18 protein-coding genes are annotated in these 20,358 nt (G+C 42.5%); 5 read left to right on the top strand and 13 right to left on the bottom strand.

Annotated features, from left to right (window positions below; genetic code table 11):
• Positions 1-11: 11 nt before the first annotated feature.
• The 4 genes from ACRRU2_RS08640 to ACRRU2_RS08655 form a co-directional block, all read right to left on the bottom strand.
• On the bottom strand, positions 12-896 hold the full coding sequence (locus tag ACRRU2_RS08640) for a carbohydrate ABC transporter permease (protein ID WP_331697455.1): 885 nt from the start codon (positions 894-896) through the stop codon (positions 12-14).
• Positions 897-912: 16 nt separating this feature from the next.
• Positions 913-1,821: an ABC transporter permease gene (locus ACRRU2_RS08645; RefSeq protein WP_432500807.1), complete on the bottom strand. Its 909-nt coding sequence runs from the start codon at positions 1,819-1,821 to the stop codon at positions 913-915.
• Positions 1,822-1,897: 76 nt separating this feature from the next.
• Positions 1,898-3,223: a response regulator transcription factor gene (locus ACRRU2_RS08650; RefSeq protein ID WP_432500808.1), complete on the bottom strand. Its 1,326-nt coding sequence runs from the start codon at positions 3,221-3,223 to the stop codon at positions 1,898-1,900.
• The gene (locus tag ACRRU2_RS08655) at positions 3,201-4,922 is read right to left on the bottom strand and encodes a sensor histidine kinase (RefSeq protein WP_432500809.1); all 1,722 of its coding nucleotides are present in this window, start codon (positions 4,920-4,922) and stop codon (positions 3,201-3,203) included. The genes ACRRU2_RS08650 and ACRRU2_RS08655 overlap by 23 nt, the downstream gene beginning before the upstream one ends.
• Positions 4,923-5,709: 787 nt before the next feature.
• Here ACRRU2_RS08655 and serS point away from each other — a divergent pair.
• Positions 5,710-6,987 carry a serine--tRNA ligase gene (serS, locus tag ACRRU2_RS08660; RefSeq protein WP_432500810.1) on the top strand — a complete coding sequence of 426 codons (1,278 nt, stop codon included), beginning with the start codon at positions 5,710-5,712 and terminating at the stop codon, positions 6,985-6,987.
• Positions 6,988-7,399: 412 nt separating this feature from the next.
• Here the strand turns inward: serS and ACRRU2_RS08665 are convergent, their stop codons facing one another.
• The 3 genes from ACRRU2_RS08665 to ACRRU2_RS08675 form a co-directional block, all read right to left on the bottom strand.
• Positions 7,400-8,086: a metal-dependent hydrolase gene (locus ACRRU2_RS08665; protein ID WP_331697460.1), complete on the bottom strand. Its 687-nt coding sequence runs from the start codon at positions 8,084-8,086 to the stop codon at positions 7,400-7,402.
• Between the two features lie 109 nt (positions 8,087-8,195).
• Positions 8,196-8,549, bottom strand: a complete 354-nt coding sequence (locus ACRRU2_RS08670) for a hypothetical protein (protein WP_331697461.1) — start codon at positions 8,547-8,549, stop codon at positions 8,196-8,198.
• 205 nt (positions 8,550-8,754) lie between these two features.
• The gene (locus ACRRU2_RS08675; RefSeq protein ID WP_432500811.1) at positions 8,755-9,834 is read right to left on the bottom strand and encodes an ankyrin repeat domain-containing protein; all 1,080 of its coding nucleotides are present in this window, start codon (positions 9,832-9,834) and stop codon (positions 8,755-8,757) included.
• A gap of 211 nt (positions 9,835-10,045) precedes the next feature.
• On the opposite strand from ACRRU2_RS08675, the gene ACRRU2_RS08680 reads away from it, so the two are divergent.
• The 4 genes from ACRRU2_RS08680 (at position 10,046) to ACRRU2_RS08695 (ending at position 13,518) form a co-directional block, all read left to right on the top strand.
• On the top strand, positions 10,046-10,786 hold the full coding sequence (locus tag ACRRU2_RS08680; RefSeq protein WP_432500812.1) for a hypothetical protein: 741 nt from the start codon (positions 10,046-10,048) through the stop codon (positions 10,784-10,786).
• Positions 10,787-10,973: 187 nt separating this feature from the next.
• Entirely contained in the window at positions 10,974-11,573 is a 600-nt protein-coding gene (locus ACRRU2_RS08685) for a glycosyltransferase family 2 protein (protein ID WP_331697464.1), read from the top strand.
• Positions 11,574-11,632: 59 nt separating this feature from the next.
• Positions 11,633-12,652, top strand: coding sequence for a polysaccharide biosynthesis protein (locus ACRRU2_RS08690; protein ID WP_432500813.1), 1,020 nt, complete (start codon positions 11,633-11,635; stop codon positions 12,650-12,652).
• A gap of 5 nt (positions 12,653-12,657) precedes the next feature.
• The gene (locus ACRRU2_RS08695; RefSeq protein ID WP_432500814.1) at positions 12,658-13,518 is read left to right on the top strand and encodes an SDR family oxidoreductase; all 861 of its coding nucleotides are present in this window, start codon (positions 12,658-12,660) and stop codon (positions 13,516-13,518) included.
• Here ACRRU2_RS08695 and ACRRU2_RS08700 read toward each other — a convergent pair.
• The 6 genes from ACRRU2_RS08700 to ACRRU2_RS08725 all read right to left on the bottom strand — a co-directional run bounded on the left by ACRRU2_RS08700 (position 13,508) and on the right by ACRRU2_RS08725 (position 20,295).
• Positions 13,508-13,963: an SRPBCC family protein gene (locus tag ACRRU2_RS08700; protein ID WP_432500815.1), complete on the bottom strand. Its 456-nt coding sequence runs from the start codon at positions 13,961-13,963 to the stop codon at positions 13,508-13,510. The genes ACRRU2_RS08695 and ACRRU2_RS08700 overlap by 11 nt on opposite strands.
• A 208-nt stretch (positions 13,964-14,171) precedes the next feature.
• Positions 14,172-14,450: a hypothetical protein gene (locus ACRRU2_RS08705; RefSeq protein ID WP_331697468.1), complete on the bottom strand. Its 279-nt coding sequence runs from the start codon at positions 14,448-14,450 to the stop codon at positions 14,172-14,174.
• 89 nt (positions 14,451-14,539) lie between these two features.
• Positions 14,540-16,792, bottom strand: coding sequence for a helix-turn-helix domain-containing protein (locus ACRRU2_RS08710; RefSeq protein WP_432500816.1), 2,253 nt, complete (start codon positions 16,790-16,792; stop codon positions 14,540-14,542).
• 52 nt (positions 16,793-16,844) lie between these two features.
• Positions 16,845-17,708 carry a carbohydrate ABC transporter permease gene (locus ACRRU2_RS08715; protein WP_331697470.1) on the bottom strand — a complete coding sequence of 288 codons (864 nt, stop codon included), beginning with the start codon at positions 17,706-17,708 and terminating at the stop codon, positions 16,845-16,847.
• The gene (locus tag ACRRU2_RS08720) at positions 17,702-18,616 is read right to left on the bottom strand and encodes an ABC transporter permease (protein ID WP_432500818.1); all 915 of its coding nucleotides are present in this window, start codon (positions 18,614-18,616) and stop codon (positions 17,702-17,704) included. Before ACRRU2_RS08720 ends, ACRRU2_RS08715 begins: the two co-directional genes overlap by 7 nt.
• 74 nt (positions 18,617-18,690) lie before the next feature.
• Positions 18,691-20,295 carry an extracellular solute-binding protein gene (locus tag ACRRU2_RS08725; protein WP_432500819.1) on the bottom strand — a complete coding sequence of 535 codons (1,605 nt, stop codon included), beginning with the start codon at positions 20,293-20,295 and terminating at the stop codon, positions 18,691-18,693.
• Between the last annotated feature and the right edge of the window lie 63 nt (positions 20,296-20,358).

Genomic DNA, 20,358 nt, shown 5'->3' on the forward strand with positions numbered 1-20,358 from the left:
AGCAAACGGATTTAACCTTTTACCGCTCCTACTGTTAAACCTTTAGCAAAATACTTCTGGAAGAACGGGTACGTGATAAGGATTGGAATGACCCCGATCGCTGCAATAGCCATCCGCAAGCCTTGACTTGGAATGCCATCCCCTGGATTGAGCTGGTCAGCCGCCTCCAAATTTGTCACTAAATATTGTGCGTTCAGCAAAATAGTATTTAGCAGCACTTGAATGCTGTGCAGTTTGCTGTCTGTAATGTAGATCAAGCCATTAAACCAGTCATTCCAATAATTGATGACTTGAAAAATACCAACCGTGCCCAATACCGGTTTGGAAAGCGGCAGAACGATCTGATAAAAAATGCGGAATTCCCCGGCGCCGTCCATATTAGCGGACTCAATGACTTCAACAGGAATGTTCATTGTGAAAAAAGTGCGGATTAAGATGACGAAAAAGGCACTTACAAGCAGTCCAGGTACAATAAAGGCAATTAACGTATTTTTGATTTCGAAAATATTGGTATACATCAAATAGGTAGGAACCAGCCCGCCATTAAACAGCATCGTGAAAAAAATGAAGAACGCAATCGCGTTGCGGAACGGCAAATCTCTGCGGGAAATCGGGTATGCCAGCAAGGTCATAATAAGCAGGCTAACCATTGTTCCGACTGCAGTAACAAGAATAGAAATACCGTAAGCATTGACGATCATTTGAGGCTCCTTGAGCAGGTAACGATAACTTTCTATACTGAAATTGCGGGGCAATAAAGAATAGCCATACTGAACAATCGACTGTTCATTCGTCAATGAGGCAGAAATAAGCAGCAGAAAAGGGATCAAACATAGACCAGCAGCAATAATAAAAACAGTGTGTACAATGATCTGCTCAAGACGGCTTACCTTCATAGTTGCTCACTCCTCCCTAGAACAGTGAATTTTCAGGATTAATCTTTTTAACAGCGTAATTGGATGCGAGAATGATAATAAATCCGACGACCGATTGATAGAGCCCAGCGGCCGATGACATGCCGATATCGCCGTTGCGGAGCAAGGAACGATATACATAAGTATCAATTACGTTCGTAGTTGGCATAAGTACGCCGGAATCCAGCGGAACCTGGTAAAATAATCCGAAATCGGAGTAGAAAATACGGCCAACCTGGAGCAGCGTCATAATGATGATAACAGGTGTTATTAAAGGCAATGTAATGGTGAAGATCTGCTGCATTTTACTGGCGCCATCCAGCTTCGCTGCTTCGTAATATTCCTGGTCGATGCCGACTACAGCAGCAAAATATACGATACATAAATAGCCGGCCGAGCTCCACACTTTGACAAAGGTTAATATATACGGCCAATATTGCCACTCGTTGTACCACATGACCGGATCAATGCCAAGCATGGGCAAAATCGTTTTATTCACGAGCCCTGTCTCCGCGCTTAACATAGAAAAAACGAGATAACCGATAATAACAGAAGAAATTAAATACGGCAGTAGAATAACGCTTTGATAAAACCTGGAAAAAAAGCGGCTGCGCAGTTCATTGAGAAGCACAGCCAAAGCTACGGCAACAACCAAGTTGAGAATGATAAAGACGATGTTATACAAAATTGTATTTCTCGTAATGATGTAAGCATCTGCTGTTTTGAACAAATATTCAAAGTTTTTGAAGCCAACCCAGTCGCTGCCGAGAATACCTTTTGCGAAGTTGATATCCTTAAAGGCGATAATCAGCCCAAACATAGGCGCGTAATTGTTAATGAGCAGGTAGATTATGCCGGGTATGAGCATCAAGTACAGCGTTTTATATCTTGTGAGCGTTTTCAACATGAACTTAACCTCCTTTCTATTATTGTGGATTGCTGGCTTCTGAAATTATTGTAGTGGATGGAAAAAAGCAGAACCGCTATTTTTCTGACCTGTTACTGTCATTATTCTGACTTTGTCTGCGATATTGCTTTGGGCTCATTTGTACAGTATTTTTGAATACACGAGCGAAGTATGAAAAGTTGGAATACCCTAAGTAAACGGCAACATCACTAATTGACATGTCTGTATCGGACAGCAACCGTTTGGCCAGCTCCATCTTTTCCTCGAGAATGTATTCAATAACTGATTTGCCGGTTTCTTTCTTAAAAAGCCGCGATAAGTAGTCCGGATGCAGATGGACATGCCTCGCAACATCCTCTCGCGAAATACTGTTATGCACCTGCTCTGCAATAAAGCTGCGCACCGTTTCTAATGTTTGTTTAAGCGGGCCTGCAAGCTTAACAGCTTCATGAAGAAACTGAATGCCATTTGCCGGACCCGTACTACGTTTATTCTGTTTGCTCAGCTTAAGCAAGCCAGCAAATTGATCTGCCAGCTGGTAGACAAACACCGGCTCGCCAACATAACAAGCCAGCTCGCAATTAAAGTATTGCGCGCATGAGTTCATATAGCTTTCTAGAGCTTGCTTGAATGCAGCAGACTGGTTGTAGGAATGCTCCCCGCTGCCTGCCGGAAACAGCAGCACCATTAGACGGTTATCAGCCCCGTACCGGATCAGCCGGCCGTCGTATTGATTGAAAATTAAATAGTCAGCAGCATTTCGGAGCGCATATTCCATAATGATTTCGTCCCGCGATGACAGCGGGCGCAGCCAGCGTTGAACAGCTATGACGACAGGCATAAAGAGATCAGACTCGGTAATTGGAAGCTGATTATTGTGCAAAGCCTCCTGTATTTTCTCCGGGCTGGAGGAGATACGGTAAGCCAGCAAATCTTGCCAGAACTTTTCAATTAATATAGGTTGATGAGTTTCCCATAACTTAGAGTAGTAATGGCTCGTTTCTTTATTGGTCAGCTGCTCTCTTTTATCCGCAACCTTGCCAAGTCCCCGCTGCACCGCGTTTTGCAACTCAAGAAATTTCACAGGCTTTAGCATGTAGTCCAGGCTTCCGAGCTGTACTGCTTTTTTCGCATAGTCAAAGCTAGAATGACACGTCAAAAAAATCGATTCCGTTAACGGATACTGCTCCCGTACCCATGCTAAAAGCTCGATTCCGCTCCCCTGCGGCATTTCAATATCACATATCATCATATCGATCGGATAGGTCTGAAAAATTTCCTTCGCTTGGCCAATATTATAGGCCGTATGAATGCGAACGATATTAAGCTCTTCCCATGCAACACCTGCATACACGGCTTTTACTGCATGAATTTCATCGTCAACGATAAGCAATTGAAACATTGTATCCCTCCTGAGCTTCTTCTATAAGAGGTAATAGCAGCTTAACCTGTGCCCCGCCATCAGGGCGATTGGACAACTGCAGACTGGCTTTTTCTTTATAGATTAATTTCAATCTTTGCTTGGCATTCCAGATGCCAATTTGCTCGCCTCCGTCCGTCATCGTTGGCACATCCTGCTGAAATTGCTGCAGCGCTTCCAGAGAGAAGCCTTTGCCCGTGTCCCAAATAATGATGCTAATCATTGCCCCATGCTCAGAGCTATGTCGGATGTCAACGCCAAGTTTAATCGGTTCGTTCATCGTAATCGCATGCTTAATGATGTTTTCGACAAAGGTTTGTATAAGCAGAGGCGGAATTTGCATACCCGAGAATGCTTCAGGACAGCGGAGTTCATAGGTAAAGCCTTCATGAAATCGTACAGCCTGAATACGCAAATAATTTTCAGTATGTGCCAGCTCGTCCGCAAGGGAGACAAATTTCATATTGCTTTGGAACATGAACCGCAAATACTTCATCATATACTCCGACATTTCCTGAATAAGCTGATAGTTGCGGAACTGTGCCAAATTATAGATCGTATTAAGCGCATTTAAGAAAAAATGCGGATTAATTTGCAGCTGCAAATGCTTGAGCTCAGCTTTTTGTTTAAGCAGCTGCTCTTCATAAACATGGATTTTCAAATCTTTTATTTGTGCAACCATGCTGTTAAACACATCATTCATCAGCTCAAATTCGTAAGAAACAGGTGAGCTATTCACGCGGTGCTCCAGATTGCCATCCCGCACTCTGCGCATAACAGTCACAATCCGATTGATCGGCAGCAATATGACCTGCCTTAGAAACATATAGAAGAAGGGAATGATGACGAGAGAACCGATCAAAACCAAATACCATACGCGCCTTAAATCAGGCAAATGCGCTAAAATATCCCGATATGGCATTAATATAAGGAGCGAGAAATTACCTTGACTGGAAGGCGTGCTAACATGCAAATATTGATTTTCATCACCTAACGTTGTTAGGCCGTCCATTGGTTCATATTGCTCTGTTACGAGCAGCGACTTGCCGTCGTCACCCATATCCAGCAGGCTGATCGGCACCATTAATTTGGAGGCCAGCACCCAGGCGCCTATGTAGACTTGTCCGAGCTTTTGAATTTTATATAAATAATATTGATCGTCCAGCTTGTAGGTGAACCATTGATCCGCAAGATCAGGATCAGTCTCCACCTTCTCTTGCAGCATACGTATAATACCAGCGCGTGTAGCCTGGAGCTGCGCAACACTCTCCGTAGATGGCTGGTTCGTAATTAAATCCTGATTAATAGAGGAGTATACAAAGAACAAATCGATCGTCCTGTAATTGGCAATATCACGTTCGATTTTGTTAAAAAGATAAATTCTGGCCATATTGTACGAATCGCTGTTATCCTCCCGCGGGACGTCGATAAGCAGCAAATCACTCTCAAATGCAACCGTCATTTTTAAATATTTGGATACCTCCTCTAAATTATGGTCAATCTGGTCCATGTACAAAGCGGTTAAATTACGGTTGGAATTAGCGACCTGCTCCTGCACGACCTGCATCGCATAATAATTGTCATACAAAAGCAAGGATTGCAGCGGCACGATAAGCAAAAGCACACCAACGATCAACTTGAAGCGGATTGATTTCTTTGAAAACCCTTTCAAAATATGCAATGTGAAACCTCCTCAATATCGTGATATGACCAACAAAGCTTAGCTTCGGAAAATTCCGAAATCATATAGTTTGTATTCTATAACTGAATGATTGACAAGTGAACATCGAAAGAGGGGGACTATTGAACTGTTTTTTATGTATAGCTCGCGTGTTGTGCTAATCCACTTTCAATTGTGTGTTACCCTGTCGACAATGAATCGACAGCACTCCAGCTGGTCAGTCGTTCCGTTATTACGCCCAAAATCGTAGTTTTGAAGCAGCAAAGTGACAGACGTTCCGGTATTGATCCATAAATCGCAGAAAAAGCCCATTCAAGGCCGAATAGCGGAACGTGTAACCGCGAAAATAAAAAAATGGCGGTTTTAAGGTAAATAACGGAACGTGTGACCATGTCTTCGCAAGCAAGGAATGGTGACAGGGAGCAAGGTTGAGACTGGAGAAGCGTCAGTGTCCACGTACAACAGCGGCCTTCTACCTTAACTTGCACGCAGTGCTATTCCCAGCATTCGAAGCATAACTTGAATAAAAGTCACATAATCAGCTATAATAGAAAAAATATCGACATCATGCCTGTGAAGAGAATCCAACTCGGAGGCGTTTTCGTCAAGGAGAGCGGCAGCTGCTCCCTAAGTTAACCGGGCCCGCCCGTTACCGCGGAACTAAGTGGATTGGACATCTGACAATGTCTAATCAATTTGGGTGGCACCGCGAGAATATAGCGCTCTTCGTCCCAATGTGGGATGAAGAGCGCTTTTTTTGCATTTTATTAAAAAGGAGTGCGTTGCCATGTTAGACATCAAATGGATTAGACAGCATCAAGACATCGTTCAAACAGCAGCAGATCAGAAAGGAATCGCGATATCTATCGCACAATTGGTCGACCAGGACGATCAAAGATTGCGTCTGCTGCAAAAAATCGAGCAGCTTCGACAGGAGCGAAATCAGAAAAGCGAAGCTATTCGGGCCTTCATTCAAAACAAAAGCATCGAGCAAGCCGAGCAGCACAAGCAGCTTGTAAAGGAAATCAATCAAAAACTGGGCAGCTTGGAAGAGGAGCACAGGCAGGTGGAGCAGCAATGCCAACAGCTGCTGCTATACGTCCCTAATATTATCTCGCCAGATACACCGCAAGGTTTATCTGACAAAGATAATGTCGAGATCAAACGGCAAGGCATGCCGACAAGCTTCGCCTTTGAACCTAAGGACCATGTTACACTGGGAGAGCTGCATCGCATGATCGATATCCCGCGCGGGGTCAAAACGGCAGGCAGCCGTAATTATTATCTTACAGGCAAGGGCGTTGCCCTGCATCGGGCTGTACAGCAGCTTGCTCTAGACTGGCTAGCAGACAAAGGCTTTACACTTCTTGAGGTTCCTTTAATGGTACGTACGGAGGCACTGTATAATACAGGCTATTTTCCGCTCGGCCAAGAGCAAGCCTATAAAATCGAAGACGAGGACAAGTGGCTTGTAGGCACATCAGAGGTTCCGCTGGTGTCGTATTATGATAATGAAATCGTAGATGTTACAGAGCCAATTAAGCTGGCAGCAGTATCGACTTGCTTCCGTAACGAGGTAGGCTCGGCAGGAAAAGACGTCCACGGCTTGTACCGTGTGCATCAGTTTTCTAAGGTTGAGCAAGTCATTATTTGCGAGAACAGTGTGGATGTGTCGGAGCAAATGTTTCATCATATAACGAGTAATGCAGAAGAAATCCTTGAGCTGCTTGAGCTTCCATACCGAATAATGGCAGTTTGCACCGGTGACTTATCACAGAAAAATTATAAGCAATGGGACATTGAAACGTGGATGCCTAGCCGGCAAGCGTATGGGGAAACTCATTCGTCGTCTATTTTGCTGGATTTTCAGGCTCGCCGTTCGAACATTAAATACCGGGATGCAGATGGCAAAACACAGCTTTGCCATACTCTTAATAATACAGCAATCGCTTCACCGCGCATTTTAATCCCGCTATTAGAAAATCATCAGGAGGAGGATGGGGCAATACGGTTACCAAAAGCTTTGCAGAAGTATATGAATGGATTGGAGCGGCTGGAGATTTAAGGCGATAGATACTTTGAAAGGGAGAACGGAGAGCAAGAATGGGAATGGAGAAGCGGCAGCGTCCGCCTTTGTAGGCCGATTTTATCCTTTACAGGGGTTATTTCATCAAAAAAATTGGACTACAACAGCGGTCGGAATCCCAATCTTGATCGTACCCCTTTCAATTGCTTGTTGCTCTATCTACAATTAATCGACAGTCTCCGTATGTCCATGAAACTTCGAAAACGGAACGAGTGTCCACCAATCGAAAAAGTGCAAAGAGGCCGAGTTTTGAATTCGACCTCTTTTTGCAAGCATTTTATTTAATTCGTCCAAACCCGCAATTCGTTGAGTGCAATATTACCCCATTGTCGGTTTCCATTATTGACCTTTAATCTAATTTTGTCTCCGGTAATTGGGCTTAAGGAAATATCTAAATTTCAACGAATTCGCCCGGCTTTAATTCGTGCCCTTGCTGTTGCTGTGCCTCCAGCTGCTTAATAAACTGCTCGCCATCCTGGCGGATCGGCGGGAAGGTATTAAAGTGAATAGGAATAATATGCTTGGCGCCCGTCCATTTCGCAGCAAGCAATGCTTCCTTAGGTCCCATTGTAAAATGGTCTCCTATTGGCACCGCGGCAATATCAATTTTGTTCATCTGGCCAATTAATTGAATGTCGGAAAATAGCGCCGTATCACCCATATGATATAAAGCACGGTCACCCATAGTAAGTATTACCCCTTGCGGCTGACCCGCGTAGTATGCCACCCCATCCACTTCGAAAGAAGAGCTATGAAATGCCTGCGTAAATTTTACGGATATGCCGTCTTCGATACGATAGGTGCCTCCTGTGTTCATCCCAACCGTATCAGCTCCAGTTGCGCTTAAAAACCCCGCTAGTTCTACTACCGCCACGATTGGGCATTGGTTAGCGAGCGCAACCGCTGCTGCATCGCCGGAATGATCACTATGCCCATGGGTTAGAACGACAGCATCAACCTTCAGCTCCTCGGGCTTCATTACAGCTACTGGATTGCCGCTCAGAAAAGGGTCAATCACGATTCGTTTGCCTGCCCCTTCTACCAATAAGCCGGCATGTCCCAAAAAAGTAATTTTCACTAAATTTCATCTCCCTCGCACATTATATTCTGCTAACCAGTATGACTGAGACTATCCGATTCATTGTCCTTTTTTGTTGCTCGCCAATGGCTGCACAAAATGAATCCATCTATTCTACATTTAACGGTATTCTATACTCTGACTTCAATTCGACAATATGTTCTCCCTGATTGTAAACCCAGCAAAAGTGAAACGCATTGCCTTCATAGCTGGTCCGCTTGCGTATGTCTGGTAAAATCGTCGCTTCCAAATTGTTGCGAATAATGATTTCCAGTTCCTGCAGTCGCAGCAGTGCTGCGTTTGCCGCTGCTTCCGCTTCCTCGGCAGACATGGTCAGCTGAAAATATCGAAGTGCCAGCTCTTTTTCCGAATGCTCTCCTTCAAGCGACTCACCAGCGCTTTGAACAATCTCCTTGACCGTTCTGATCCAATCGCCTGTTAAGTCCATTGTTATGTCATACATTGTAAACCCCTCCAGTAAAATATTCACCCGCTGTCCTGCTACAATAGACGACCTTTCTATATGTATATATATAATAACATAAATGTTGGAAATCCCCATGCGTTGAGCTGTTAATCTTCATCAGTGCTGCATGACTCACAATTAATACGTTCTCGGCCGCCCCCATAAATAAAGGGACACCCAATAAGTGTCCCTTCCTTATTGCTTACCATTCACCCTCCATGAACCGAATGAGGTAAAGTTCGGGCTTTTCGAGAAACTCTTCAAAGCTGCATAAATCTGCATACGTCTCATGCTCCATATCGTAACAGCCTATGAGACCTTTTTTCTTCGGATTCCATACGAGCTGCAGATGGGGGTAGTTGTCGATATTGGCTGAAATGCGCAGCAGCTTTTGCTTGCCTGCCTTCATCTCTATCGTATCCATGAATGTAAAAAAATCGATATATCCGAGTTCATACTCATTTTTCGCCAGCTCAAGCCGTAGCTTGTCGCTGTTCAGAAAAGAGACCAGCTCATCCGTTAACTTATATTTTTTAAGCTCATGCTTCTTGTTCTCGAGTTGATGAAACTCTGCCGGCTCCAATGCTTTCAAAAAATCAGCCAGCGCTTTATATTTATTGCTGACCGCAATCGTATATGGCCGCTCCCCGTCCTTTTCTGCTAAAGTAACGTCCGCACCGCGTTCAACTAGAAATTTTACCATGGATAAATTGCCTATTCTCGCGGCCACTGTTAGCGGAGTCGCCTGATAAGGATAAACCATATCGGCCTTGTTATAATTAATATCTACTCCTTGATCGAGCAAATAAGTAATCGTCTTAAAATCATAATCGGATACCGCTTGACGCAGCACTTCTCCGCCATGCTGCTTAATATCCAATCCGAGCTCATGAATAAGCGGAATATTGTTTTTATTGCCATAGTAGGCCTGGGAATAAGCACCTGACCCTACTTGATTGAGCAGATCCAGTCTGGCCCCCTGCGCTGCAACGTATCGAACGATATCTTCCTTGCAATAACGAACCGCCCGCAAAAAGGCCGGATTATGTTTGACATTTAAATTAACGCCATGCTCGATCAGCAGCTTTATTACACTCAGCTTCTGCGATATTAGCGCTAGGTCCAAAGGACTTATTGCAGTATGCTTGCTAAGCACGATGCTCTGTTCCACATCCCAGCCGTCTGCAATTGCAGCCTGCAATGCCGGTATATTTCCTTTGGAAATATGCATCGCAATCTCAGGCAGCTCCTCGAACTTCCCAACATCTTTCAAACTGATCATCTTTACCCGCTCCCACTCAATGTCTTATAAAAAGTATAGGAAACGGACTGGTAAAAAACAACAAGTCCAAGGGCCTATGCCAGGTGACAATCCAGAAAATCCCATAGGTCCAATTGATTATAGAACACGCTGTGAAACAAAAGACTCAGTACACAAACTGCCAATTGTGTTAAACTACTGAGCAGAATAATGTGCTGCAGGAGGAGTATCTATGTATGTTATATCTCAGACAAAGCTGCTGCCGGAAGATGAGCATCTAATTATTGCGAAGCAAAACATAGCTTCTTTCCCGCCCGGTTATTTAGTATTTTTGCAAAAGTTCGGCGCAGGCAATTACAGAGGCTGGATAAATGTCTATTCACCTGATACAGAGGTGCTTAAACCTTTTGCTGATTACGATTTTTGGGAGCATGACGAAAACAGTCCTATTACCCAGCAGCAGATCAGCCAGTGTATCGCCATAGGCACAACGATAGATGGTGATTTTCTTGCCGTACATCCTCAAACCGACCAACTGCTTTGGCTGCCCAGACATGCAGATCAGATTGAAGCCATTTCTCTGCAGGCTCCGGCCCAAGAGGACGAGCGTACATACGCTATCATGCTGGACGAAATTTATCGTCAGGTTTATAGATGCGAACAAGATGAAGCCGTTTATTATGAGCCATGTTCCAATACGCAAAGCCATCTCTTCTTGCGGTTGCCGCCAAATCAGGGTTTGCCTGATCTGCCGGAACTGGCCGCATGGTGCCGAGCGGCTTTTCCGCCTGATCTGACTGTTGAAAATGAATATACTTGCCGTTTGTTCTATCAACGGCTGGGCGGCTATATTAGATTTAATTACGCCTACAAGCAAGAAGTGGCCATCATGTATGAGCAGGCTGCGCAACAGGAGTTTGCCGATATAAAGAAATGGCTGCTATCCCAAGGATGTGAATACTGGAGCACTTAAATTGGCAGCTTATTAGTAGAAAGCAAGACAAAGAACCATGGCTAAATGCATGGTTCTTTGTTATGTCCATCATTCTGGTCCGCCTACCAATCTATTTATAGGAACCATCTCGTCTTATTACGCATATAGTAACTCGACAGAAGTGATGAAACCTAGTTACTAGCCGTATAAAGGAATGAGGATTTCTATGAAATTTAGCTTTTTAAGCCCCGTCTATAATAGTCAGCAATGGCTCAAAACGATGTTGGATAGCATTCCTAAAGAATATGCCTATGAAATTATCGTTTGTGACGACGGCTCTTCGGATCAAACCTTAAATATTTTACGAGAATATCAAAAAACCTGCCCTCAATTAAAAATCTTGTTAAACGAACAAAATAAGGGCGCAAGCTACTCCTATAACCGTTGTATCGAAGAGGCAACCGGCGATTATGTAGGTATTATTGATAGCGATGATATGTATTTGCCTACTATTCGGGATGTGCTGGCAAAGATTGACGGCCGATATGACATTTATTACTACAATATGCTTACAAAATTGGGTCTGCAATTCGTAATCAACGAATCCAATCGTTACGGCTGGTGCGGTCAATTTAAAATTATTCGGCGAAGCTTTATTGGCGATGCAAAGTTCACGATTAGAAATGATATGGCTGGAGACTGCGATTTTAATAGAGTCCTGCTGGATAAAAGTCCATCTCGTTACTATACGGGTATATTTGCCTATTGGTATAACTACCCTCGTGAAAATTCCGAATATGATTTGTATCAAAGAGGTCTAAAGTAAGGCATTATTTTGTCACAACGCTATCATGTCGCACGCTAAGGAAAGGTGTCGAGATTTTTATGTTTAACGATAAAATACTACTCATTACAGGCGGTACGGGATCATTCGGCAATGTAGTATTAGAGCGGTTCTTGCATACGGATATTAAGGAAATCAGAATATTTTCCAGGGACGAGAAGAAGCAGGACGACATGCGTATTTTATACCAAAATAATAAAATCAAGTTTTTCATCGGGGATGTGCGTGATATCAGCAGCTTAAATACGGCAATGTATGGGGTCGATTATGTTTTCCATGCCGCCGCTCTTAAACAAGTCCCCTCTTGCGAGTTTTTCCCTTTAGAAGCTGTAAAAACGAATGTGCTTGGTACAGACAACGTATTAACCGCCGCCATTCAGGCAGGTGTAAAAAAAGTCATTTGCCTCTCTACAGACAAGGCCGCATACCCCGTCAACGCCATGGGAATTTCCAAAGCTATGATGGAAAAAACTTTTATTGCAAAATCTAGAACCGTTTCTCCTGACAAAACGCTTATTTGTGGAACACGGTACGGTAATGTCATGGCCTCACGCGGCTCCGTCATACCGTTATTTATTGAGCAAATTAAAGCGGGTAAACCATTAACGATCACAGATCCGAGTATGACCCGTTTTATTATGAGCCTGGAAGAAGCAGTCGAATTAGTACTGTATGCTTTTCAGCATGCAGAAAATGGAGATATTATGGTTCAAAAATCTCCCTCTTCCTATATTGGCGATTTAGCTCAAGCATTAAAAGAACTGTTTGGTGCAAGCAATAAAATTGAAGTGATTGGAACACGTCATGGCGAAAAAGTGTACGAGGTGCTTTTAACGAAGGAAGAAGCTGCGAAAGCGATTGATATGGGCAATTTCTATCGGGTTCCATCTGACAATCGTGATTTGAATTATGGAAAGTACCTGGAGAACGGATCTCACAAAATTACGCTAACGGATGAATACAATTCTAATAATACGAAAATTCTTTCCGTCAAAGAAATAAAGAAAAAACTGATCCAGCTTGCCTATATTCAAGAAGAACTGCGGAAATGGAAAGGATGAGCCGGTTGAAATTTTTAGTTCTTGGAGCGACAGGTATGGCAGGTCACACGATCTCCTTGTATTTGCATGAAAGAGGTCATGATGTCACGACCTATTCAAGAGCATCATTCCCTTTTTGCGCCAATATTAATGGAGACCTACAGGATCGCACTTTCCTGACATCCATTTTCTCCAATGGCCGCTATGATGCTATTATCAACTGTATCGGTGTATTAAACGAAGCATGTGACATAAACCCCTCAAACGCTGTATACCTGAATAGCTATTTCCCCCATCTAATCGTTGAACTATTAAAAAACACCCCAACTAAACTATTTCATATGAGCACCGATTGTGTTTTCTCCGGGAAATCAGCACCTTATGACGAAAACAGCCTGCATGACGGCGAAACCTTTTATGACCGTTCCAAAGCTTTAGGCGAAATAAATAACGGCCAGCAGCTCACATTCAGAAATTCTATTATCGGTCCGGATATGAAAAAAGATGGAATCGGATTATTTAACTGGTTTATGAAGCAAAAAGAATCAATATATGGATATACCCATGCTATTTGGACTGGGGTCACTACACTAACTTTGGCCAAGGCTATGGAAAGAGCCGCTGCGGAACAACTAACGGGATTGTATAATCTTGTTAACAATACAAGCATAAGCAAATACGATTTGTTACAGCTTTTTAATCAGCATTTTAAAGCAAACAGCATAAATATCCTTCCTTCTGACACCGTCAATCTGGATAAAACCTTACGAAACAATCGGACTGATTTTTCGTTCCAGGTTCCGAGCTATGATCAGATGATCTTCGAAATGAAACAATGGGTTGAATCGCATAGACATTTATACCCCCATTATATGATCAAGAGCTAGTTTCGGATTCCGCAACCTTTTTTACCCTTTCCAAAAAAGAAACGACAACCTTCTCCGTTGCGAATACCATAAGCAGCTTTAAAAACCACTTTAAGGGCTTAGTGGCAGCTGTATACCGAAGCAATGTCTTTTGGTCCTCTAATTTACGCAGCTCATATAAAGCCGTAATCTCAAAGCTGTTCGCTAACGTAAATCCAATTTTCACTTTCTTATTATCCGGTTGATTGGAATAATCCAGCGTATGGACATCGTACTCCTCGATGCGCTTGCCTTCCTTATACTTTTGCCGGTAAATGCTGCCAACGCCTTCTTTCGTAATTTTAATTGGTTTATTTTCAACTACCTGAGGCATAATTTTTTGCATCTGCTCTAATGAGCCATCCAGATACGACCATACATGCTCAATCGGACTATGTATTTCAATTTCGCTTGTCCACTGCTTCATTACAACAGCCTCCTTTTTAATGAATGTCCTATTTATCCATTCTAACTGATAGTTGATTAAATGTAGATCAATTATTTCGTATTGTTTCCTTTGGAAAGGCGCGTTTACCGATGAATGATAAGAACAAGTTTATAAAAAAACTTATACATTCCTATAATTTAAAATAACCTCCTTACGTTTGGTTAAACGCAAGGAGGTTATAATGTTTTTACCGATTATCTGGACTTTCTTGTATTTCTTGCATTTGCTGCTTCAACCGCTCAAGCTGCTCTTTATTTTGCTCGACAATGTCCATATGTTCTTGATGCTGCTCTGCATTATACAGCGCGTTTTCTGCATGGGAAATGGAATCGTAAGCTTGCTCCACCACCTGCTCCGCCGGGTGTGACATCGCTTGCTTCACTGCATTGTTTGCCTTTTGGACAGAATTGCTTAACAAGGTGCTGGGATGATCCTGCTTCCAACTTATATCTGAGTGTTTTGCCAAGGTGATTGTTCCTCCCTGTCGATGGAATGATGTCGTCCACACCATAGTTTTGCAAAATACCCAGAAAAGTATGCACTCCCTTTGTGGTGTTACAGATCAATTTGCTTGCGAAAATCTGTTGGGGAGATGCCCATATATTTTTTAAACGTAATTGTAAATGATGAAAGTGTAGAATATCCGGTTTTTTCTGCAATTTCTGTAATGGAGTCATTCGTGTCTTTCAAAAGCTCCCTGGCATGCGTCAATCTTACTTTATTTAAATACTCCACATAATTGACGCCAAAGCTTTTCTTAAAAAAGTATGAGAAATATTTGGGCGAGGTTTCCATGACTTCAGCAATATGATCCAAGTATAAATCCTTCATATAGTTCAGCTCGATATACTGAGCAATATATATCGGGTTCAGCTTATTTTTAGGCTCTGTTTTGCTTAAACGCGATAAATGCTGTGCTACCTTTACTAATGCATTCTCAATCGCAGCACCGTTCGAGCGACTATCCAATTGCTGCAGGAACTCATGCTCAAGCTCATACAGTTGCTGTGGAGCATTTCCAAGTCCGCCAGCTATATTAATTAAATAGAAAAATATTGTTTTTGCAATATGCTCAAGCTGATAGTAATGGACATTACGCGCAATATTTTCTTGCATAGTTTGCTTTATAATGGCAATGCCCTCATCCGCTTTTCCTGTCAAAATGTAATTCGACAGCTTCTCGAGCCTCTCAAAAGGCAAGTATGCGTTCCAAACCAGGCGAACAGATTCGGCATCCAATAAAATATCGCCTTCATTCACCTGACGATGCAAGCTGGCATTATTAACTTCTGCATAAGCATGCTGGCAATTCTCAAGCTCAGATATATAAACTTTGCTGACGCATCCCCTGCAGCTATAACCATTTAATTCATGCTTGCCAAGACCTGCAAGCGATTGGCGTGCTCTCCTTAGCCATACATCCTTATCCTCCGGCGCTTTCATTCCAATCAATGCAATATAAGCAGTGTGATCATAAATTACCGTACCCGACAACTGCAGCTGGCTCATTCCTTCCTGCAATACAGACGCAAGCTCCTCAACTGTTTTGACGGATACAGTTCCTTCGTCAGACACATCAAGCTCAAATTTAACCATGACAAAATACTTTTCACTAAAGAAGCGAGTATAATATTTCTGCATTTGAAAATCATGCTCTTCATGATGTAGTTGTCCGTGCAGCACTCGTAAAAATATATACCTGAACTGTTCTGCATCATAGCTGGAAATTTGCTTGCGGTAAGTATCGTTTTCTGATTGCAGCTTTACAATACCGCTATGAATTTTCCGAAAATCATCCCCCTTGCTGTTCCCCCCGCCCAGCTGCCGGATAATTTTCCTGACAGGTCTATGCATGTACAAGCTTGTGCTTACAGCCACCACAATAGCACTGACACATGCCAGCAGCATAATCATATAGTTGGCTTTCTCGACGGTACCCAGATTCTGAAATCGATAAGGAACCTTCTCAATATAGGTGTAATCGTTGTAATCCGAATAATAGAAGTTATACTCAAAATTTTCTTTGGTCAAAGACGTATCCGCATTAGCTGAAAGCGTCGCTTCATTCAATATATCAACAATATCCAGCTGTTTGCCAGTGCTGTATACTATATTCCGGTCTTGATCAAGCATTGTCAAAGTCGCACCCGGTATCATAGGCTGCTGGTTTACATGCTTCATAAGAGCATCGCTATTGATCATAATAATAATTTGCTTGCTGGAGGCGCTCATTTTGTTGCCAGCCACAGCCATAATCAAGTTTTCCGTTCTCGTTTGCCGATTAGTTTCACTATAGATCGTGTACTCTTCTGCAGAGAAAAGCTTAAACGGATGCTGCGCTTTAGCATATGCTCTCCAATAATCAGCATTATAGGAGGCATGATTATATTTTGTGTTAAACAGCAAATCAAAGCTGCTGGTTCCTTTGGAGGTTACTGCCAGATTGGAGGAATCGAAGAAAACTACAACCTCTTCAATATAATCGACAGTAGAAATCAATGTCTCCAAATTTTGCACCAGCTCTTGAACTTTAAGCATCTGAACATGGTTATCTGCAGTGAGCGCCAAGCTGTCATAGGGCGGCAATCGATGTATGGTATAAATAATATTGTTTATGGTTCGAAAACTATTGTCCAATGACTGTACGATTGACTGCACAACTAGACCGTTATTTTCTGACACCTTTTCATAAATGCCGGATATTAAATTGCGATAAATAAACAAGGTGGATACAAACATAATGACGATAACCAACAGCCCCGAGATGAACACCTGCAGCATGCCTAGATTTGTAAAAAATCGTCTCACCAACAGTCAGCTTCCTCTCATTATGAATGTATCCCCTAAGCGTAAAAATGAATTATCCCTTCTCGGAGCCGAGCATGACACCCTTGGCAAAATATTTTTGTGCAAACGGATAAATCAGCAGCACAGGGATCATAGATAGTACGATTGTTGCATTCTTCATAGCTTGCGGCGCCAGCGCTGAAGCGTCAACCAGATTGGAATCGCTTCCGTCTCTAAAAATAAGCATATCTCTCAGCACGACCTGCAGTGGGTACAGCGTCTGGTCATGCAAATAGATCATCGGCAGAAAGAAGCTGTTCCAATGCCCGATAAAATAAAACAGACCGATGGAGGCAATAGCCGGCTTGGACAACGGAATCATAATATTAAATAATATACGAAGCTCCGATGCACCGTCCATGAGTGCCGCTTCCCGCAATTGCTCAGACATATTCTCATAAAACGTTTTTAAAATAAGCAATTCGAATGTCCAGATTGCGTTCGGCAAAACAAGCGCCCATACAGAGTCCAGCAAGCCTAATCTTTCAACAATTAAATAGTTCGGTATAATACCGGGCTGCAGGAACATCGTAATGACAATTGCGAACATAAAATACTTTCGTCCAAAAAAGTCAGGCCTGGAAAGCGGGTACGCGGCAATTGATGTCATGGCCAAATTAATAAACGTGCCAAGCGAAGTATAGAATATAGTGTTTAAATACGCCCTTGGAATTTTATTATCCATCAAAACTTTCTGATATGCATCAAAATTAATTCCTTCCGGCCATAAAAATATATTTCCCTGTATCACACTGGCTGTATCGCTTATCGATATAGATGTAATATAAACAATCGGATAAACCGTAACAATCCCTACACAAAGCAGCAACAGTGTATTGAACACTGTAAAAACATTAATTTGGCGTTGTCCTACCACAATCCTCTGCCCCCTATTCTCTTGCTGACAAAATGTGCGAGCAACAGCATCGTCATTGCGATCACTGCTTCGAACATGCCGACTGCAGCTCCATAGCTGTAATTGGATTCCAGCAAGCCTTTTCTATATACAAAGGTGGAGAATACATCTGCAACATCATAGGTCATAGAGTTATAGAGCAAAAGCACTTTTTCATAGCCGATGCGAATCATTGAACCTGTTTTTAATATAAACATAATGAGTATAGCTGGCAAAATGCCAGGTATCGTAATATGCCGCATCATATGAAAGCGATTTGCTCCGTCTATCCTTGCAGCTTCATATAATGTAGGGTTCACTCCCGCGATAGCAGCCAAATATATAATCGCCTCATAGCCTGTATTCGTCCATATTTCAGACAGCACATAGATTGGACGGAACCAGCTCGAATCAACAAGAAAATATTTGCTCTCAAAGCCAAACAGCATAATAATCTTATTTACCAAGCCTTGTGATGGCGAAAGAAAGTCAATAATCATACTGCTTATAATAACAACCGACAAAAATGTCGGCAGGTAGCTCGCCGTTTGCACCGCTTTCTTAAATTTTGCCACCCTCACTTCATTCAGCAATACAGCTAACAAAATCGGAAAAGGAAAGCTGAATACTAATGTGGATACGCCTAGCAGTAACGTGTTTCGAAACAATTGCAGAAACTCCCGGCTTTCAAAAAACTTAATAAAATGCTTTAGCCCAACCCAGTCGCTTCTAAGTATTCCTTCAAAAACGTTGTAATCTTTAAAAGCAATAATCAGTCCGTATAAAGGGCCATAGCGGAAAATAATATAGAATGCCAGACAGGGTAAAAATATAAGCAGCAGCTGCTTATCCCGTGCGGCATGTTTAAATGCATTGCGCAATCTTGCCACAGCACCTTCCTCCTTTGCAAAGCAGCGCCCGATTCACCCGTAATCGGGCGCCTTTACTTGATGCCAGTTTTTATTTATTTCGCAGCTGCATCATAACGCTGTTGCGCTTGATTATAAGTCGCTTCCAGGCTGGAAGAACCGAGCTTCTCGGCGTATTGCAGCCAATCCTCCCAATTTTTCTCGCCATAAGCTGGATTTAGCACATAGTTGGAATTGAACTCTTCAGCTGCTTTTTGCAAGCCCTGCTGCAATTCCAATATTTCTGATGTTTCTTCATCTGTAAAGTTTAATATGGGATCAAGCGGCTCAAAGGATTTGGCAGAGAGCATCATATCCTGTGCCTCTTGTTCTTTCTCTGTAAAATTGTAGTAGACACTTCTGCGGTCAGGACGCAGTGTGGCTCCTTCCAGCCATAAACCATATTTGTTGTCAAGCACACTAATATCGACCAGTGGTACATCCTTCAACTCTGGATAAACAGGCTTATTATCAACCATTGTAAAAGTCTCGCCTTCAATGCCCATTGACATTAAAGTTCCTCCAGATGGGCTGGACAAATAATCAAGCAGCTTCAAAGCCACTTCTTTGTTAGCGTTATTAGCAACTGCAATATTCAGCTCGTTGTTAATTGGAAACAAGGTTCGAATATTTCCTGTTGGACCAACCGGATTGCCGTATCGCAAATCATAGGAAGGATTTTTACTGCTGATTTGGTTGTAGAACAAATCGAGCCTTCCGATCCAATCAAAAGTGACAAATGCTTTATCTGTTGTCATTTTCGATGTCCAGGAGTCTGATGTATCCGTCAAAAACTCCGGATCGAGCAAGCCTTCATTAAGCAATTTCTTTAAGAAATCAAGCATATCTTTGTTTTGCTGCTGCATCGGAGCAAACTTCCAAACCTTATTAGCCTCGTCATAATACATGGGATAGCTCTCCCCGCCAATTCCCCAGCCATATGCATAATCTTTAAACAAATTGGCTGCTGTCTTGGAAGCTAACGGATAGCTTTGCGGGTAATGCTCCTTTAAAGCCTTTAACGCTTGATAAAATTCCTCTGTATTCGTCCATAGCGGAATGCCATGCTTGTCAAATATGTCTTTGCGGTATAAGAAACCGTGGTTAACATCACGATTCATGTTATATATAGGCCAAGTATACAGTTTTCCGTGCTCATCTCCATACGATTGAATAACCCAGCTGTTTTCTTCAAGATATAGCTTGGAGAAATTAGGAAGCTGGTCAGCATAATCATTAAGGGCAACTACTGCATTTTGCTTGCCAAGCTTTTTCACTTCCGCCAGGGTTAAGCCATGAAAAACATCGGGCAATTTGCCTGATCCAAGCGTTACACGCAATTTTTCCTGAAATGTGGCTTTGGAGTAAGTTTGAAACTCTACTTTAATCCCGGTACGCTTTTCAATCTCCTTTACAATCAGTTTGTCTTGTACCGGATTTTCACTCACTAGCATCCATGTAATCGTTGTCGGTTTATCAACTAGTGGAAGCGTCAATCCACCTGTATCACCGTAATCAGCTGCAACCTCTGTTGTTGGTGATACGGTTTCATTCCCCCCGGATTGATTTGTGTTTGTTGCTGCCGGTTTCGGATCATTTCCTCCACAAGCGGTCAATAAGATCATCATGGCTGTAACAAGAATAAAAGAAATCTTTTTCATGAAGTGCTTCCTCCCATTTTGATTGTCATTTTTAAATTTGTTATGTGACACATTTCATATATT

The organism is Paenibacillus sp. GXUN7292 (assembly GCF_050864975.1).
Taxonomy (GTDB): domain Bacteria; phylum Bacillota; class Bacilli; order Paenibacillales; family Paenibacillaceae; genus Pristimantibacillus.

What these genes read in the sequence shown, in the direction of transcription:
- ACRRU2_RS08700 (WP_432500815.1), bottom strand. Translation starts at nt 13,963, where the DNA reads ATGAAGCAGTGGACAAGCGAAATTGAAATACATAGTCCGATTGAGCAT.
- serS (WP_432500810.1), top strand. Translation starts at nt 5,710, where the DNA reads ATGTTAGACATCAAATGGATTAGACAGCATCAAGACATCGTTCAAACA.
- ACRRU2_RS08680 (WP_432500812.1), top strand. Translation starts at nt 10,046, where the DNA reads ATGTATGTTATATCTCAGACAAAGCTGCTGCCGGAAGATGAGCATCTA.
- ACRRU2_RS08675 (WP_432500811.1), bottom strand. Translation starts at nt 9,834, where the DNA reads ATGATCAGTTTGAAAGATGTTGGGAAGTTCGAGGAGCTGCCTGAGATT.
- ACRRU2_RS08670 (WP_331697461.1), bottom strand. Translation starts at nt 8,549, where the DNA reads ATGTATGACATAACAATGGACTTAACAGGCGATTGGATCAGAACGGTC.
- ACRRU2_RS08645 (WP_432500807.1), bottom strand. Translation starts at nt 1,821, where the DNA reads ATGTTGAAAACGCTCACAAGATATAAAACGCTGTACTTGATGCTCATA.
- ACRRU2_RS08685 (WP_331697464.1), top strand. Translation starts at nt 10,974, where the DNA reads ATGAAATTTAGCTTTTTAAGCCCCGTCTATAATAGTCAGCAATGGCTC.
- ACRRU2_RS08640 (WP_331697455.1), bottom strand. Translation starts at nt 896, where the DNA reads ATGAAGGTAAGCCGTCTTGAGCAGATCATTGTACACACTGTTTTTATT.
- ACRRU2_RS08650 (WP_432500808.1), bottom strand. Translation starts at nt 3,223, where the DNA reads ATGTTTCAATTGCTTATCGTTGACGATGAAATTCATGCAGTAAAAGCC.
- ACRRU2_RS08725 (WP_432500819.1), bottom strand. Translation starts at nt 20,295, where the DNA reads ATGAAAAAGATTTCTTTTATTCTTGTTACAGCCATGATGATCTTATTG.
- ACRRU2_RS08690 (WP_432500813.1), top strand. Translation starts at nt 11,633, where the DNA reads ATGTTTAACGATAAAATACTACTCATTACAGGCGGTACGGGATCATTC.